We start from the raw sequence: 15,868 nt of genomic DNA on the forward strand, positions 1-15,868 counted from the left end.
GTTCTCATTCCGGGTTGTCCACCAGGCTCTGCGCCGCCCGCGCCGCAAGCGACAGCGCCTTGCGCGCGTACGCCGGGGACGCCCCGGCCAGCCCGCAGGTCGGCGTCACCAGCACGCGGCGGCCCAGCAGCTCCGGGGCGAACCCGAGCCTGCGCCACAAGGTCCTGACACCCTGGACACTACCGGCCGGGTCGGACACCTCCTGGTCAGTGGAGGGCACGACACCAGCGAGGATCGCCGTGCCCGCCTCGACCGCCTCGCCGAGGTCGTCGTCCTCCCGCTCGGTGAGGAGGGAGAAGTCGAGGGAGACCCCGGCCACCCCGGCCCGGCGCAGCAGCGGGATCGGGACCTGCGGGGCGCAGCAGTGCACCACGACCGGCACGTCCAGGCCGCGGATCGTCTCGCGCAGCACCTCCTCGGCGACCTGCCGGTCCACCGAGCGCAGCCGCTGGAAGCCGCTGGCGGTCTTCACCGAACCGGCCAGCACGGCGGGCAGCGAGGGCTCGTCGAGCTGGAGGACCAGCTGCGCGCCGGGCACCCGCCGGCGGACGTCCGCCAGGTGGCGGCGCAGGCCCTCGGTGAGCGAGCCGGCGATGTCCCGGCAGGCGCCGTGGTCGGAGAGCGCCTTCTCGCCGTGCCTCAGCTCGATGCTCGCCGCCAGCGTCCACGGGCCCACGGCCTGGAGCTTGAGCGCGCCCTGGTAGCCCTGGGTGAACTCCTCCAGCGCGTCCAGGTCCTCGCCCAGCCAGGAGTGCGCGCGCCGGGTGTCCCGGCCGGGGCGGTCGGCGAACCGCCAGCCGGACGGTTCGGTCTGTGCGAACAGCTCGACCAGCAGGCCGGCGCCGCGGCCGATCATGTCGGCGCCCGGCCCCCGGGCGGGGAGTTCGGGCAGGAACGGCAGCTGCTCCAGCGCGCCGGTGGAGGTCCTGGCGGCCTCCCGCGCGTCGGTGCCGGGCAGCGAACCGACGCCGGTGGCGGCGCCGCGCAGGTCGGGGAAGGTGTCTCCGGTGCTCACCCGCCCGAGCCTAGTGCGCCGCCGCCCCGGCGAGGTCAGCGCCCGGGGCGGACGGTGATGTCGGTGAGCTCCGCGTCGCGGGAGGCGTCCAGGGCGGCGAGGATCGCCTTCACCACCGACTCCGGGGCGATGAAGCGGTCCTCGTCGTAGGCCTTGCCCTCCTGCTGGTGCACCTTGGCCTGCATCGCGGTGGCGGTGCGGCCCGGGTAGACCGAGGTGACCCGGACGCCGTTCGCGTGCTCCTCCTGGCGCAGCGCGTCGGCGAGCGCCTTGAGGCCGTGCTTGCTCGCCGCGTAGGCCGACCACTCGGCGGAGGCGCTCAGGCCCGCACCGGAGTTGACGAACACCACGTGCCCCTTGACCAGGCGCAGCGAGGGCAGCAGGAGCCGGGTCAGCTCGGCGGGGGCGACCAGGTTGACGGCCAGGGTGCTCTGCCAGGCCTTGACCGGCAGCTCGCCGACCGCACCCAGCTCCACCATGCCCGCGACGTGCAGGAGGGAGTCGAGCTCGACGGGCAGCGCCTGGTGGCCGAGGGCCCAGGAGAGCTTGGCCGGGTCGCCGAGGTCGCCGACCAGGGTCTGCGCCCCGGGGAAGCGCTCGCGCAGTTCGGCGGCGCGGCGGACGTCGCGGGCGAACAGCCAGAGGTCGTCGCCGCGCTCGGCGAGACGCTCGGCCAGGACGGCGCCGATGCCGGAGCCGGCGCCGGTGATCAGATGTGCAGCCATGGTGCTGATCTAATCAGGCCTTGAGCTGCTCAAACACCTGAGCCGGGGTGTCGGCGAAGCTGATCAGCTCGGCGAGCGGGCGCGGCAGGAAGCCCTCGGTGTCCATCCGCTCCATCTGCGTGCGCAGGCCCGCGTAGAAGCCCTCGGTGTCCAGGACGATCACCGGCTTGTCGAACATGCCGTGCTTCTTGAGCTCCAGCACCTCGGTCACCTCGTCGAGGGTGCCCAGCCCACCGACCAGCACGACGATCGCGTCGGCCCGGGCGGCCAGCTCCGCCTTCCGCTCGGCGAGGTCCTCGGTCATCACCAACTCGTCGGCGCCGACGTACCCCTTGTGCCTCAGCATCTCGACGAGCACCCCGACCAGCCTGCCGCCCGCCGCCTTCACCTCATCGGCCAGCAGCCCCATCAGCCCGGCGTTCGAGCCGCCCCACACCAGGGTGTGCCCGCCCTCGCCGAGGAGCCGCGCGAACTCGGCGGCGGGAGCGGAGTAGCGGTCGTCGAGCGAGTACGCGGAGCAGAAGACGCAGATATTCATAGTGCTACCTGGTCTATCACGCGGGCCGGGCCTCGCTCACCCCGGTTTCAGGCGCGGACGGCCGGGCGCTCGGTGGCGGCGATGGTGGCGGAGCCGACGACGCGGGTGCCGTCGTACAGGACGACGGCCTGGCCGGGGGCGATGCCGCGGACGGGGGTGTCCAACTGCACCCGCAGCTCGCCGTCCACGACCGACGCGCTCACCGGCACCTCCTCGCCGTGGGCGCGCAGTTGGGCGGTGTACCGGCCGTCGGCGAGCGGCTCGGTGCCGCACCAGCGCGGCCGGATCGCGGTGAGCCCGGTGACGTCCAGGCCCTCCAGCGGGCCGACGGTCACGGTGTTGTCGACCGGCGAGATGTCGAGGACGTAGCGGGGCTTGCCGTCCGCGGCGGGCCGGCCGATCCGCAGGCCCTTGCGCTGGCCGATGGTGAAGCCGTACGCGCCGTCGTGCTCGCCGAGCTTGGTGCCGTCGGCGTCGAGGATGTCGCCGGTGGCGGTGCCGAGGTGCTTGGCCAGGAAGCCCTGGGTGTCGCCGTCGGCGATGAAGCAGATGTCGTGGCTGTCCGGCTTCTTGGCGACGGCCAGGCCGCGGCGCTCGGCCTCCTCGCGGATGGCGTCCTTGGTGGTGTCGCCGAGCGGGAAGAGGGAGTGGGCGAGCTGGTCCGCGTCCAGCACACCGAGCACGTAGGACTGGTCCTTGGCGGCGTCGACGGCGCGGTGCAGCTGGCGCTCCCCGGACGGCAGGTCGACGATCCGGGCGTAGTGGCCGGTGCAGACCGCGTCGAAGCCGAGCGCGATCGCCTTGTCGAGCAGCGCGGCGAACTTGATCTTCTCGTTGCAGCGCAGGCAGGGATTGGGGGTGCGGCCGGCCGCGTACTCGGCGACGAAGTCGTCGATGACGTCCTCGCGGAAGCGCTCGGCGAGGTCCCAGACGTAGAACGGGATGCCGATCACGTCGGCCGCGCGCCACGCGTCCCGGGAGTCCTCGATGGTGCAGCAGCCGCGGGCCCCGGTGCGGAAGGACTGCGGGTTGGCGGACAGCGCCAGGTGGACGCCCGTCACCTCGTGCCCCGCCTCGGCGGCGCGGGCGGCGGCGACGGCGGAGTCGACGCCGCCGGACATCGCCGCGAGCACGCGCAGACGGCCGGTGGACGGAGCGGTCGGGGCACCCGGGAAGTCAGTCATGGTGACTACAAGAGTACGGGGCCGCCGTACATGCCCGACCGCCCGGAGGAACTACCGCCGCACCGCCGCCAGACCCGCGTTGCGGGCCCGCTGGACGGCCGGGGCGATGGCCGCGACCAGCGCCGTCACGTCCTCGCGCACCGAGGTGTGCCCGAGCGAGAACCGCAGCGAGGCCCGGGCCAGCGCCGGGTCGACGCCCATCGCGAGCAGCACGTGGCTGGGCTGCGGCACCCCGGCCGAGCAGGCCGAGCCGGTGGAGCACTCGATGCCCTGGGCGTCGAGCAGCATCAGCAGCGCGTCGCCCTCGCAGCCGGGGAAGGAGAAGTGCGCGTTGGCGGGCAGCCGCCCCTCGGCGGCCGGGTCGCCGTTGAGCACCGCGGCGGGGACGGCGGCCAGCACGGCGGCGATCAGCTCGTCGCGCAGCGCGCCGAGCACGACCGCGTGCTCCGGCTGGCGCTCGACCGCGAGGGCCGCGGCGGTGGCGAAGCCGGCGGCGGCGGGCGCGTCCAGGGTGCCGGAGCGGACGTCGCGCTCCTGGCCGCCGCCGTGCAGCAGCGGGACGGGCGCGGCGCCGCGCGAGAGCAGCAGCGCGCCGATGCCGAACGGGCCGCCGATCTTGTGCCCGGTGACGGTGAGCGCGGTGAGCCCCGACTCGGCGAAGGAGACCGGGACCTGCCCGAGCGCCTGCACCGCGTCGGCGTGCATCGGGATGCCGTACTCGGCCGCGACGGCGGCGAGTTCGCGCACCGGCTGGACGGTGCCGACCTCGTTGTTGGCCCACATCACGGTGACCAGCGCGACCGAGTACGGGTCCCGCTCGATCGCCTCGCGCAGCGCCTGCGGGTGCACCCGGCCGAGCGGGTCGACCGGCAGGTACTCGACGTCGGCGCCCTCGTGCTCGGAGAGCCAGTGCACCGCGTCCAGCACCGCGTGGTGCTCGACCGGGCTGCACAGCACCCGGGTGCGGGCCGGGTCGGCGCCCCGGCGGGCCCAGTACAGGCCCTTGACGGCGAGGTTGTCGGACTCGGTGCCCCCGCCGGTGAGCACGATCTCGCTCGGGCGGGCGCCCAGCGAGTCGGCCAGCGACTCGCGGGCCTCCTCGACCACCCGGCGGGCCCGGCGGCCGGCCGCGTGCAGGGACGAGGCGTTGCCGACCACCCCCAGGTGCGCCGACATCGCGGCGATCGCCTCGGGCAGCATCGGCGTGGTCGCCGCATGGTCCAGGTATGGCATAACCATCCGATTGTAGAGGGCGCTCCCCGGGCCCCGTCCCGGTGTGCGCACCGATCCGGCCACCGGACGACTCCCGGACGTTACCCGGAGCGCGCGCCCACCGAACACCGGTGTCCGGCACCCGTTTGACCCGTCGCGCGGCCGAGCGGTTAGCCTGACGGACGCTTCCCGCGGACGGGCCCCGGCCCGGCCCGCGGGCACGGCCCGGGATCACGTCCCACTCTCACTTCCCATCGGCGTGGACAGGAGCGGTGCGCCATGTCGCAGTCGGTCGACCGCGCCCTGACCCTGCTCGGGTCGCTCGGCGACGGGCCGGTCACCCTGGAGCAGGCCGCGACCAGCATCGGGGTGCACAAGTCCACCGCGCTGCGGCTGCTGCGCACCCTGGAGGAGCACGGCTTCGCGCAGCGCCAGCCCGATCTGCGCTACCGCCTCGGCGGCCGGGTGCTCTCCCTGGCCCACCGGGCGCTGGAGGAGATCGACGTCCGGCAGGTCGCCGCGCCGCACCTGGCGGCGCTCAACGCGCGCTGCGGCTACACCGTCCAGCTGGCCGTGCTCCAGGACGGCGAGGTGCTGTACCTGGACGAGGTGGCCGGCAGCTGGGCCGGGCCGGGCACCGCCCGGGCGTCCCGGATCGGTCGGCGGGCGCCGGCCGGCGGGACGGCGATCGGCCGGGTGCTGCTGGCCGGGCTGCCCGAGGACGGCACCCCCGACGAGGAGTTGCCGGCCGAACTGGCGGCGGTGCGGCTGCGGGGCTGGGCGGTGGAGTCGGCCGAGCACCGGGAGCCGGTGACGTGCGTGGCCGCGCCGGTGGCGGGCAGCGGCGGCCGGACGGTCGCGGCCTGCGCGCTGAGCGCCCCGGCGAGCCAGGTGCCGCCGGCCGAACTCGCCCGGATGGTGCCGGAACTGCTCTGCACGGCGGAGGCGATCTCGCTCGCGTACGGCGGCTCGCCTACTCCTCGCTGGTGCGAGAACCGTTGCGGCGCCAGGCCCGCGGGGCGCGCCAGCCGTACTTCAGCGCGAGCATCCGCAGCCCGAAGGCGGTGAGCGCGGCGGCGGTGCCGGTGGCGCCGGTCAGCCGGTCGACGCCGATCAGCACCGCCACCAGGGCGGCGCCGACCAGGGCCGGGACGGCGTAGATCTCCCGGTCCCAGCGCAGCAGCGAGGGGATCTCGCCGGCCAGCACGTCGCGGATCACCCCGCCGCCGGCCGCGGTGACCATGCCGAGGGCGACGGCCGACACCGCGCCGAGCCCGTAGTCGTGCGCCTTGGCGGTGCCGGTGACGCAGAACAGGCCGAGGCCGAGGGCGTCCAGGGTCTGCACCGCCCGGTTGATCCGCTCGACCTCGGGGTGCAGGAAGAACACCACCAGCGCGGCGACCAGCGGGGTGATGAAGTACCCGAGGTTGCTGAACGCCGCGACGGGCGTCGCCCCGATCACCAGGTCCCGGATCACACCGCCGCCGAGCGCGGTGACCTCGGCCAGCACCGCGATGCCGAAGATGTCCATGTTCTTGCGGACGGCGAGCAGCCCTCCGGAGAGGGCGAAGACGAAGATGCCGACGAGGTCCAGCGACTGCTGCACGTCGGAGGGGAAGATCTGCGAGGTCACCGAACAACTATGACCCGTACGGACCCCTCCCCCCCTCCGCGTACGGCCGCGGGCCCGGGCGACAACCACCACCGGTCCGGACACTCTGCGCAGAGTTGACGTGAACACCAAATTTCGACATATTCGCGAAATAATGCAGGTCGTACGGTATGGGGAATACAATTCGCATTTCCCTCCCGAATTCGATGCACGCTTTGCCCGGGTTGGCTGGTTTGGGAAATTGATCCCGGAATTAACTCATGGACGGAGCCGAATGGCGGTGGTAGTTTCATTTCCATCGAGAGAAGCACCAGGGCTTCGAACATGAACAACCGGAGAGGAGACTCCCGTGCGCTACAACGACTGAAATCCCTGATGCCGATTGCACCGGCATCCCCGATGTCCGAACGTCGACAGTCCGCGCCAATGGCCGGGCGATTCAGCTCGGGTAGGTGAATTTCCATGCGTTACAACGACTAATTATATTGCCCGAACCGCGGCAGAGCCCGGTATCGTCGGCGAGAATTGGCGCCGGACCCGGATACGTCCGGGTCCGGCGCACGCTCTTGGCCCAGCGAGAACATGGGCCTCATAGGCCGTTCAAGAATCCTAGGAATTGTCCATGAAACTCCCGGTCCGCTATGACCCCCTCGACAGCTCGACTCTCGCCGATCCCTATGCGGTCTACGCGGAGCTGCGCGCGTCGGAGCCCGTGCACTGGCACGAGAAGATGCAGAGCTGGGTGCTGACCCGGTACCGCGACTGCCAGATGGTCCTGCAGGACCCCGCGGTGTTCGCGACGGACTGGCGGCGGGCCGGCGAGTCGGTCTCCGAACCGTGGCTGAGCCTGCAGACCCTCGACCCGCCGGACCACGGCCCGCTCCGCAGCCTCTTCATGAACGCCCTGCGCGCCCAGGACCTGGAGGCCGTCGGCGAGCAGGGCGAGGCTCTCGTCGGGTCGCTGCTCGACGGACTGGAGGGCAGGGCGGAGTTCGACCTCATGTCGGAGGTCGTCGAACCGCTCGCCCTGGCGACCATCTCGGAGCTCATGGGCATCGAGCAGCCGGACGTCAGGACCTTCGCCGCGATATCGGATGCCATCGTGCGGAGCATGGACGCCGGATTGGCGCCCGAGACCGCCGGGGACGGAATCGAGACCGGTGCGGAACTCAGGAAACTCGGCATCGAGGCGCGCGGCCGACTGAGCGAAATGGTCGAGTCCTGGTTCACGGCCAATCCGCGCCCCGGACTGCTGGCCCATGTCGCCGGCAACCGCGCCGAGGTGGATGTCGCCGACGCCTTTGTCCGGAACACGGTGCGGGTCGTCTTCCAGTCCGGCTACAGCTCGATCGTCGCCGGTGCCGGAAATGCCATGCTGGCCCTGCTGGAGAACCCCGACAAATTCGAGGCGATGCGCGACCCGGCACTGCTGTCGAGTGGTTTCGACGAACTCATGCGCTATGACGCCTCGGTTCAGGGGACCAGCCGCATCGTCACCGAGCCCGTCACCATCGGATCCGTCCAGCTCAAGCGTGGAGACGTCGTCGTGGTGCTTTTCGGCGCCGCAAACCGCGATCCCGAAAAATTCACCAGCCCCGACGAAATCATTCTGGACCGGACACCGAATCAGCACATGGCATTCGGCCGGGGCCCGCACACCTGCGTCGGGAACCTGTTCACCCAGGTCACGCTGCAGGCGCTGATCAAGGCCATTCTGCGGCGCCCCACACGCCTGCGGATGGCCGGGGAGCCGCTGCGCCAGCGCACCGCGACCATGCGCTACCTGGCGACGCTGCCGGTCACCTTCCAGGCGGCTGCCGCCACGTGACGAAAACGGATACGACGGCTCGCCCGACCCGGACGAGCGCTGCCCGGCTGGCGCTCGCCAGGGCGGTCCCGCCGGCCGGGCCGGTGCGCGGACTGACGCTGTCCACGTTCCTGACCACCCTCGGGGACGGGCTGTTCGCCACCGTCAGCGTGCTGTTCTTCACCCGGGTGGTGGGTCTGCGGATGGTGGACGTGGGCATCGGGCTCACGGTTGCCAGCCTGGCCGGCCTGCTGGCGGCCCTGCCGATCGGACACCTCTCCGACCGCATCGGGCCGCGGCGGGTCCTGCTCGTCCTCACCGTCGCCGCGGGGCCGGCGGTGCTGTGCTACCTGGTCGTCGGCTCCTTCTGGCCGTTCGCCGTCACGGCATGCGCGGTGGGCGTCGTGCAGCGGGGCTGCCGCACGGTCCTGCCCGCCCTGGTCTCCCTGATCGCCTCGGCCGAGGAGCGGGTGACCGCACGCGCACACCAGCAGGTCGTGAGCAACATCGGGATCTCACTCGGTGCGGGAGCCGCCGGCCTGGCCCTGTACCTGGACACCCGGGCCGCGTACGAGGCGATGGTGGTCGTCGCGGCGCTGGCCTACGCGGGGTCGGCCCTCGTGCTGAACCGGATGCCCGTGCGGCATCCGCCTCCCGCGCACAGCGAGAAGCAGCCGCTGGGGGCAGCGCTCAAGGACCTCCGGTACCTGCGGTTCACCGGGCTGAACGCCGTGCTGTCGCTGAACGGCGCCCTCATGGAGATCGCCATTCCGCTGTGGCTGGTCACCCACACCAAGGCGCCCGCCTGGCTGTTCAGCGCCCTGATCGTCCTGAACACGATCCTGGTGGTGGTCTTCCAGGTCCAGGTGAGCTCCAAGGGCAACGACACCACCCCGGGGCTGTGGGGGCGGATCTCCCGCCTCGGCGGGTTCTTCCTCGGCTGCGCCTGCCTGCTGTACGGCGCCGCCGGCTGGGGGAACACCCTGGTCGCGACCGCCGTCCTCGGCCTGGGGATGATCGCCCACACGTGGGGCGAGATGTACCAGGTCTCCGGCGAATGGGGGCTCAGCTTCCAGCTCGCGCCCGAGCACGCCACCGGCCAGTACCAGGGCGTCCTGGCCATCGGCCGTGGAGCCGCCAACGTGGCCGCGCCCGTCGCCCTGGTCGCGGTCGTCGGGGCCGGTCAGTACGGGTGGGTGGCACTGGCGGCCGTCTTCCTCGCGGCCGGGCTCGCGATGCCCACGGCGACCCGGCTGCCCGCCGGCAAGGGCCCTGCCTCTGACTCATGATCAGCACAGGGCCACCCCAACCGGGTTGTAAGCCCTGACACCACGATGCGCCGCACCGAACGACCGAGAGGCCGTTCGGTGCGGCGCATCGCTTCGCTGTGAGGAACGCGGCGCCGGCCAGTACCAGCGCGTCCTGAAACACGCCCTAGCCGTTCCCCTCGCCCAGCTCGGGGAAGTGGCACGCCACCTCGTGCCCGGTCTTCAGCGCGGCCAGCGGCGGCTCCTGGGCGGCGCAGACGTCCTGGGCCTTCCAGCAGCGGGTGCGGAAGCGGCAGCCGCTGGGCGGGTTGATCGGCGAGGGGACGTCGCCCTTGAGCAGGATCCGCTCGCGGCCGGCCCGCTGGCGCCGACGCGGGTCGGGCACCGGCACCGCGGACATCAGCGCGTTGGTGTACGGGTGCAGCGGGCTCGCGTAGAGGGAGTCGCGGTCGGCGATCTCGACGATCTTGCCGAGGTACATCACCGCGACCCGGTCCGAGACGTGCCGGACCACCGAGAGGTCGTGCGCGATGATCAGGTAGGTCAGGCCGAGTTCGCGCTGGAGGTCGTCCAGCAGGTTGACCACCTGGGCCTGGATGGAGACGTCCAGGGCGGAGACCGGCTCGTCCGCGATGATCATCTTCGGCCGGAGGGCGAGCGCCCGGGCGATGCCGATGCGCTGGCGCTGGCCGCCGGAGAACTCGTGCGGGTAGCGGTTGTAGTGCTCGGGGCTGAGCCCGCACAGTTCCAGCAGTTCCTGGACGGCCTTCTTGGTGCCGCCCTCGGGCTCCACCTTCTGCAACCGGAACGGCGCGCCGACGATGGTGCCGACGGTGTGCCGCGGGTTGAGCGAGGAGTACGGGTCCTGGAAGATCATCTGGATGTCGCGGCGCAGCGGCCGCATCGCGCCGACGCCCAGGTGGGTGATGTCGGTGCCCTCGAACTCGACCTTCCCGCCGGTCGGTTCGTCGAGCCGGGTGACCAGTCGGCCCATCGTCGACTTGCCGCAGCCGGACTCGCCGACGACCCCGAGCGTCTCGCCGGCGTTGACGGTGAAGTCGATGCCGTCGACGGCCCGCACCGCGCCGGTCTGGCGGCGCAGCAGTCCGCCGCGGATCGGGAAGTGCCGGGTCAGGCCGGTCACCCGGAGCAGCGGCTCGCGGTCGGGGGCCGGCGCGGGCGCGGGGGCCGTGGCTGCCTGAGTGTCCGTCATCGGTTCTCTCCAGAAAGGTGGTACGAGGCCGGGCTCACAGCCGGGGCGCGATCTCTTCGGCGAAGATGCGGTGCCGTTCGGCGGCCGGGAGGTGGCAGGCCGCGTAGTGGCCGGGCGAGGCTTCGGCCAGCACCGGGAGCTCGCTCGTGGAGCGCCCGCCGGTCCGGTCGGCGTACGGGCAGCGCGGGTGGAAGGCGCAGCCGGACGGCACGTTGATCAGGCTGGGCGGGGTGCCCTTGACCGGGACGAGGCGGTCCTGGAGCTCGCGGTCCAGGCGCGGCATGGAGCCCAGCAGGCCCCAGGTGTAGGGGTGTTCGGGCGCGTCGAAGAGGGTCTCGGCGGGGCCGCGCTCGATGCACTTGCCGCCGTACATGACCAGGATGTCGTCGGCCAGTTCGGCGACCACCCCGAGGTCGTGGGTGATGATGATGACGGCCGAGCCGAACTCGCCCTGGAGGTCGCGGATGAGGTCCAGGATCTGCGCCTGGACGGTGACGTCCAGGGCGGTGGTGGGCTCGTCGGCGATCAGCAGCGAGGGGTCGTTGACCAGCGCCATGGCGATCATGGCGCGCTGGCGCATGCCGCCGGAGAACTGGTGCGGGTAGTCGTCCACCCGGCGGTCGGGCTGCGGGATGCCGACCCGGTCGAGCATCTCGACCGCGCGGGCCCGGGCCTGCTTCTTGGACGCCTGGGGGTGGTGCACCCGGTACGCCTCGACGATCTGCGCGCCGACGGTGTAGTAGGGGTGCATCGCGGTCAGCGGGTCCTGGAAGATCATCGCCATCTCGCGGCCGCGCAGTTGGCGCACCCGTTCGGGGCCGGCCGCGATCAGGTCCTCGCCGTCCAGCCGGATCTCGCCGGTGATCCGGGCCCGCTTGGTGCGGTGCAGGCCCATGATGCCGAGCGAGGTGACGGACTTGCCGGAGCCGGACTCGCCGACGATGCCGAGGGTGCGGCCCTTGTGCAGGTCGAAGCTGACCCCGTCCACCGAGCGGACCAGGCCGTCGTCGGTGTCGAAGTGGATCCGCAGGTCGCGGACGGAGAGGAAGGGGTCGCCGGACGGGGCCTGGGCGGCGACCGCCTCGGTCTTCTGGAGCTCGGTCACGAGAGCCTCACCCGGGGGTCGACGAGTGCGTACAGGAGGTCGACCACGAGGTTGCAGGCGACGATGAAGAAGGCGGCGAGCAGGGTGACGCCGAGGATCTTGGGCAGGTCGTTGTCGGCGATCGCCTGGACGGCGAAGGCGCCGACGCCCTGGAGCGAGAAGACCTGCTCGGTGATGAGGGCGCCGCCGAGGAGCAGGCCGAGGTCCATGCCGAAGATGGTGATGACGGGTGTCAGCGCGGCGCGCAGTCCGTGCCGGGCGACGACCTTGCGCTCGACCAGGCCCTTGGCCCGGGCGGTGCGGATGTAGTCCTCGCTCATGGTCTCCAGCATTCCGGCGCGGGTGAGCCGGGCGTAGAGCGCGGAGTAGAGGAAGGCCAGCGAGATCCACGGGAGGATCAGGTTGCGGGCCCACATCAGCGGGTCGTCGGCGAAGTCGACGTACTGGAGGTTGTCCAGGATCGGCCACTCGTAGCTGAACAGCGTGAGCAGCAGCGCGCCGGTGAAGAAGACCGGCAGCGAGACGCCGGCGAGGGAGATGCCCATGGCGATCCGGTCGAAGACCGAGCGCGGCTTGAGCGCGGAGACGACGCCGGTGGCGACGCCCGAGACCAGCCAGAGCACGGCCGCGCCGACGGCGAGCGAGAGGGTGATCGGGACGCGCTTGATCAGCTCGGGCCAGACCTCCAGGTGGTTCTTGAAGGAGTAGCCGAAGCACGGTACGTGGCAGGTGACCGGGTCCGGGCCGAACTTGTACTCGGCGCCGCTGACCAGGGCCTTGAGGAAGTGCCAGTACTGGGTGTACAGCGGCTGGTCGAACCCGAGGTTCTTCTTGACCGCGGCGATCGCCTCGGGGGAGGGGTTCTTCCCGACGTACTGCGTGGCCAGCTGGTCGGCGGTCTCGCCGGCGATGCGCGGGAGCAGGAAGAAGATCGCGAAGGTGACCGCGCTGACCACCAGCAGCAGTACGACGGCCGCGAAGATCCTGCGGATGATGTAGGCAAACACAGTTGGGCGGCTCCGGCGGCCCGCCGCCGTCCGGGATCTTCCGGACGGCGGCGGGCGGCCGCTGCCTTCACCTGCCTTCAGGGATGCGGAGCCAGGCTCTTTACTTGGTGGTGCCGATGTTCAGGTAGTCGTACTCACCCGAGAAGCCCGAGGTGGACACCAGGTTGGTGGCGCTGTCCGGGCGGTACAGGAAGACCTTGAAGTAGGTCAGCGGGACGTAGACCGCCTGGTCCATGATCTTCTTGTCGATCTGGCCGTAGATCTTCTCGCGCGCCGACTGGTCGGTGTTGGTGATGGCGTCGTCGAGCAGCTTGTTGACCTCGGGGTCGTTCAGCTGGGCCAGGTTGCTGTTGCCGGAGGCCTTGATGGCGCGGCCGTCGGAGATCTGCTGCAGGAAGCCGTAGCCGGTCGGCCAGTCGGCGCTCCACTGCATCATCATCAGACCGATGTTGTGGTCCTGGGTGAACTGCGGGACACCGGCGGCGTCCGAGAAGTACTTGCCCTGCGCGTACTTCTGGATCTCGACGTTGATGTTGATCTTCTTCAGCGCGGCCTGGATCGCGGTCGCGGCCTGGATCTCCGGGTCGCGCTCGGTACGGGCGGTGATCACCGTGCTGAAGCCGTCGGCCTTGCCGCAGGCCTTGAGGGCGTCCTTGGCCTTGGCCTCGTCACCCTTGTTGCCGTTGGTCGCCCAGGTGTTGAAGTCCTGGTGGCCCGGGACGTCCGGCGGGATCACCGTGTTGGCGACCTGGCCGCGGATCGGGCCGCCGAGCGTGGTCTGCACGGAGACCTTGTCGATCGCGTACTGGACGGCCTTGCGGCACTCCAGGTTGTCGAACGGCGCGACCTTGGTGTTGATCGCGACGTACGCCAGGCGGCCGCCGTAGGCGTTGTCGGTGTTCGCCTTGAGCTTCTGGTTCTGCAGGATCTGCGCCTGGGTCTGCGGGTCGACGCCGCTGCCGACCAGGTCCACCTGGGCGTTGCCGGCGATCAGGTCCTTGTCGATGGTGGACTGCTCCATGCCCATCCGGACCACGATCTTGTCCGCGAGCTGCTTGCGGATCGGGTCGGTGCTCGGGTCCCAGTTGGTGTTCGGCACCAGGGTGAGCTGCTTGCCGTCCTCGTAGGACTCGAACTTGTAGGCACCGGAGGCGACCACGTGCTTCACGTAGCCGGCGCCGTCGTCCTTGGCCTGCGGGACCGGGACGGTCTGCGGGGAGCCGACCAGGTAGTCGAAGTCCGCGAACGGCTGCTTCAGGTGGAAGACGATGGTCAGGTCGTCCGGCGTCTCGATCGAGTTCAGGCCACCGGTCTTGTCCTTGTACGGGCCCTGGTACGGCGTCTCGTTGTCGACCAGCAACTCCTGGAAGTACGTCGGGCCGTTGGAGTTGACGTCCCGCGCGAAGTTGGAGCGCTCGACGGCGTACTTGACGTCCTTGGAGCTGATCGGGGTGCCGTCGTCGAACTTCAGGCCCGCGCGCAGCTTGTACGTCCAGGTCAGGCCGTCCGCGCTGGCCTTGCCCAGGCTCTCGGCGAGGTCCGGGACCAGCTTCTCGCCGTCCGTGCCGGCGCCCGGGGCGAAGGTGGTCAGCGGACGCCCGTACAGGCGCGAGAAGTTGTAGATGTAGGCGTAGTACGTGTTGCCCGGGTCGAAGGAGTCCGGGGAGCCCTTCATCTCGTAGGTGACCGTCCCGCCCTTCTTGTCCGAGGCGTTGACGATGCCCTTGGTGGCGGCGTCGGCACCGCCGCCACCGGCGCTGCTGCCGCTGGCGGAGGAGGACGAGCCGGAGCCCTTGCTGCCGGAGGTGCAGCCGGTCACGATCAGGACCGCGGCGGCTGCCGCCGCGGTCAGGGCGACGGTACGGGACCTGCGCATGGGTGAGATCAACCCCTTGAGGATGGGAAGGAGGGAGAGCCTGACGTTGCGTCAGTTGCTCTTGGGATCGAGGGCGTCACGCAGCCCGTCGCCGAGCAGGTTGAAGGCGAGCACGGTGAGGAAGATCGCCAGACCGGGAACCACCATGTACTGGGGGTCCACCTGGTAGTACTTGATCGCGTCCTGGAGGATCCCGCCCCAGGAGGCCTGCGGCGGCTGGATACCGACGCCGAGGAAGCTGAGGCCGGCCTCGAAGAGGATGTTGGTCGGGATCAGCAGGGTCGAGTAGACCAGGATCGGACCGACCAGGTTCGGCAGCAGTTCCTTGAACAGGATGAACGGGCCTCGGGCGCCCAGGCTGCGGGCCGCGTGGACGAACTCCCGCTCGCGCAGCGACAGCGTCTGTCCGCGCACGATCCGGCCCATGTAGGGCCAGTTGAAGAAGCCGATCACGAAGATCAGCACCAAGATGTGCAGCGGGAGGCCGTGCAGGCCGAACGCGCCGCCCTGCAGCGAGGTCGAGATCGCGATGGCGAAGAGCAGCAGCGGGAAGGCGAGGAAGACGTCCATGATGCGGCTGATCACGGTGTCCACCCAGCCGCCGTAGTAGCCGGCCATGACGCCGAGCACGGTGCCGATCGTGTTCGACAGCAGGGTCGCGCCGAAGGCGACCAGCAGCGAGACCCAGGAGCCCTCGATCACGCGGGAGAGCAGGTCACGGCCCTGGAGCGGGTCGACGCCGAGCGGGTGGTCCCAGCTCATCCCGCCCCAGTCACCGAGCGGGATGCCGCCCAGGTTGGCGTCGAGCAGGTCCTGGTTCAGGGCGTCCGGGTCGAGGCCGAACAGGGCCTCGATGGGCTTGGCCAGTACGGCCAGCAGGATCAGCAGGATCACCACGACGCCGCCGGCGACGGCGAGTTTGTCGCGCTTGAAGCGGGTCCAGGCGATCTGGCCGAGGGAGCGGCCCTCGATCTTCTTGGCCGGGCTCGCGGGGGCGGGTGCCTCCGGTTCGTTCCCGGTGGTTGTGATGGGTGCGGTCATGGTCAGTTGGTCCCCTCGCCGACGGTGGCCGGCCCACGGGCGCCGGTCACCGGTTCGGCGGTACGGCTGCGGACGTGCGGAGGTGCTTGGAACGGGTGTTCGCGGCAGTACGTCGTGCACGGGTACTGCCCCAACGCGGGATGGGCTTCGCGTGGTTCTGGCGGTCGGCGTGCGCGTTCACCTTCGTGGGGTTCCCAGTACGCGCGGTGCGTTGCGCAGAACTCTCTGCCATCCGAACTCGCTTGCGCCAGCCCTGACAACCGAC

General features: G+C 71.0%; 14 protein-coding genes. 3 read left to right on the plus strand and 11 right to left on the minus strand.

What is annotated here, in order from left to right; genetic code table 11:
* Positions 1–4 precede the first annotated feature (4 nt).
* Genes ACFWPT_RS24865 through ACFWPT_RS24885 form a run of 5 tightly spaced genes read right to left on the minus strand, consistent with a single transcriptional unit; the run spans position 5 to position 4,695 of the window.
* Complete coding sequence (locus tag ACFWPT_RS24865) at positions 5–1,015, minus strand: methionine synthase (protein ID WP_380484355.1); 1,011 nt, start codon at positions 1,013–1,015, stop codon at positions 5–7.
* A gap of 35 nt (positions 1,016–1,050) precedes the next feature.
* Positions 1,051–1,740 (minus strand): SDR family oxidoreductase, encoded by a 690-nt coding sequence (locus tag ACFWPT_RS24870; protein ID WP_380377630.1) that lies wholly within the window; start codon positions 1,738–1,740, stop codon positions 1,051–1,053.
* Between the two features lie 13 nt (positions 1,741–1,753).
* Positions 1,754–2,278, minus strand: coding sequence for a TIGR00730 family Rossman fold protein (locus ACFWPT_RS24875; RefSeq protein WP_063347734.1), 525 nt, complete (start codon positions 2,276–2,278; stop codon positions 1,754–1,756).
* Positions 2,279–2,325: 47 nt separating this feature from the next.
* On the minus strand, positions 2,326–3,462 hold the full coding sequence (gene mnmA, locus ACFWPT_RS24880; RefSeq protein WP_063347735.1) for a tRNA 2-thiouridine(34) synthase MnmA: 1,137 nt from the start codon (positions 3,460–3,462) through the stop codon (positions 2,326–2,328).
* A 51-nt stretch (positions 3,463–3,513) separates the two neighbouring features.
* The gene (locus tag ACFWPT_RS24885; protein WP_380377625.1) at positions 3,514–4,695 is read right to left on the minus strand and encodes a cysteine desulfurase family protein; all 1,182 of its coding nucleotides are present in this window, start codon (positions 4,693–4,695) and stop codon (positions 3,514–3,516) included.
* A 258-nt stretch (positions 4,696–4,953) separates the two neighbouring features.
* Between ACFWPT_RS24885 and ACFWPT_RS24890 the strand changes: the two genes are divergently transcribed.
* Positions 4,954–5,742 carry an IclR family transcriptional regulator gene (locus ACFWPT_RS24890; protein ID WP_380484358.1) on the plus strand — a complete coding sequence of 263 codons (789 nt, stop codon included), beginning with the start codon at positions 4,954–4,956 and terminating at the stop codon, positions 5,740–5,742.
* Here ACFWPT_RS24890 and ACFWPT_RS24895 read toward each other — a convergent pair.
* On the minus strand, positions 5,648–6,307 hold the full coding sequence (locus ACFWPT_RS24895) for a trimeric intracellular cation channel family protein (RefSeq protein WP_063347738.1): 660 nt from the start codon (positions 6,305–6,307) through the stop codon (positions 5,648–5,650). The two genes, ACFWPT_RS24890 and ACFWPT_RS24895, sit on opposite strands and share 95 nt — an antisense overlap.
* A 601-nt stretch (positions 6,308–6,908) precedes the next feature.
* On the opposite strand from ACFWPT_RS24895, the gene ACFWPT_RS24900 reads away from it, so the two are divergent.
* Positions 6,909–8,114 carry a cytochrome P450 gene (locus ACFWPT_RS24900; protein WP_363372011.1) on the plus strand — a complete coding sequence of 402 codons (1,206 nt, stop codon included), beginning with the start codon at positions 6,909–6,911 and terminating at the stop codon, positions 8,112–8,114.
* Positions 8,111–9,382: an MFS transporter gene (locus ACFWPT_RS24905; protein ID WP_380484360.1), complete on the plus strand. Its 1,272-nt coding sequence runs from the start codon at positions 8,111–8,113 to the stop codon at positions 9,380–9,382. The genes ACFWPT_RS24900 and ACFWPT_RS24905 overlap by 4 nt, the downstream gene beginning before the upstream one ends.
* Before the next feature lie 145 nt (positions 9,383–9,527).
* On the opposite strand, the gene ACFWPT_RS24910 is transcribed toward ACFWPT_RS24905, so the two are convergent.
* From ACFWPT_RS24910 to ACFWPT_RS24930, 5 genes are all read right to left on the minus strand, one after another.
* Positions 9,528–10,574 carry an ABC transporter ATP-binding protein gene (locus ACFWPT_RS24910; RefSeq protein WP_380425000.1) on the minus strand — a complete coding sequence of 349 codons (1,047 nt, stop codon included), beginning with the start codon at positions 10,572–10,574 and terminating at the stop codon, positions 9,528–9,530.
* 34 nt (positions 10,575–10,608) lie between these two features.
* Entirely contained in the window at positions 10,609–11,679 is a 1,071-nt protein-coding gene (locus ACFWPT_RS24915; RefSeq protein ID WP_380377617.1) for an ABC transporter ATP-binding protein, read from the minus strand.
* Positions 11,676–12,686, minus strand: a complete 1,011-nt coding sequence (locus ACFWPT_RS24920; protein WP_063347742.1) for an ABC transporter permease — start codon at positions 12,684–12,686, stop codon at positions 11,676–11,678. Before ACFWPT_RS24920 ends, ACFWPT_RS24915 begins: the two co-directional genes overlap by 4 nt.
* A gap of 100 nt (positions 12,687–12,786) precedes the next feature.
* Positions 12,787–14,562 (minus strand): ABC transporter substrate-binding protein, encoded by a 1,776-nt coding sequence (locus ACFWPT_RS24925; protein ID WP_380484363.1) that lies wholly within the window; start codon positions 14,560–14,562, stop codon positions 12,787–12,789.
* 51 nt (positions 14,563–14,613) lie between these two features.
* Positions 14,614–15,603: an ABC transporter permease gene (locus tag ACFWPT_RS24930; protein WP_380377615.1), complete on the minus strand. Its 990-nt coding sequence runs from the start codon at positions 15,601–15,603 to the stop codon at positions 14,614–14,616.
* Between the last annotated feature and the right edge of the window lie 265 nt (positions 15,604–15,868).

It is taken from the genome of Kitasatospora sp. NPDC058478, assembly GCF_042720345.1.
In the GTDB taxonomy this organism is placed as follows: Bacteria; Actinomycetota; Actinomycetes; order Streptomycetales; family Streptomycetaceae; genus Kitasatospora.

Excerpts from the sequence above, each read along its gene's own strand:
- ACFWPT_RS24875 (WP_063347734.1), bottom strand. The coding sequence starts at position 2,278 with ATGAATATCTGCGTCTTCTGCTCCGCGTACTCGCTCGACGACCGCTAC.
- ACFWPT_RS24870 (WP_380377630.1), bottom strand. The coding sequence starts at position 1,740 with ATGGCTGCACATCTGATCACCGGCGCCGGCTCCGGCATCGGCGCCGTC.
- mnmA (WP_063347735.1), bottom strand. The coding sequence starts at position 3,462 with ATGACTGACTTCCCGGGTGCCCCGACCGCTCCGTCCACCGGCCGTCTG.
- ACFWPT_RS24890 (WP_380484358.1), top strand. The coding sequence starts at position 4,954 with ATGTCGCAGTCGGTCGACCGCGCCCTGACCCTGCTCGGGTCGCTCGGC.
- ACFWPT_RS24900 (WP_363372011.1), top strand. The coding sequence starts at position 6,909 with ATGAAACTCCCGGTCCGCTATGACCCCCTCGACAGCTCGACTCTCGCC.
- ACFWPT_RS24910 (WP_380425000.1), bottom strand. The coding sequence starts at position 10,574 with ATGACGGACACTCAGGCAGCCACGGCCCCCGCGCCCGCGCCGGCCCCC.
- ACFWPT_RS24925 (WP_380484363.1), bottom strand. The coding sequence starts at position 14,562 with ATGCGCAGGTCCCGTACCGTCGCCCTGACCGCGGCGGCAGCCGCCGCG.
- ACFWPT_RS24885 (WP_380377625.1), bottom strand. The coding sequence starts at position 4,695 with ATGCCATACCTGGACCATGCGGCGACCACGCCGATGCTGCCCGAGGCG.
- ACFWPT_RS24930 (WP_380377615.1), bottom strand. The coding sequence starts at position 15,603 with ATGACCGCACCCATCACAACCACCGGGAACGAACCGGAGGCACCCGCC.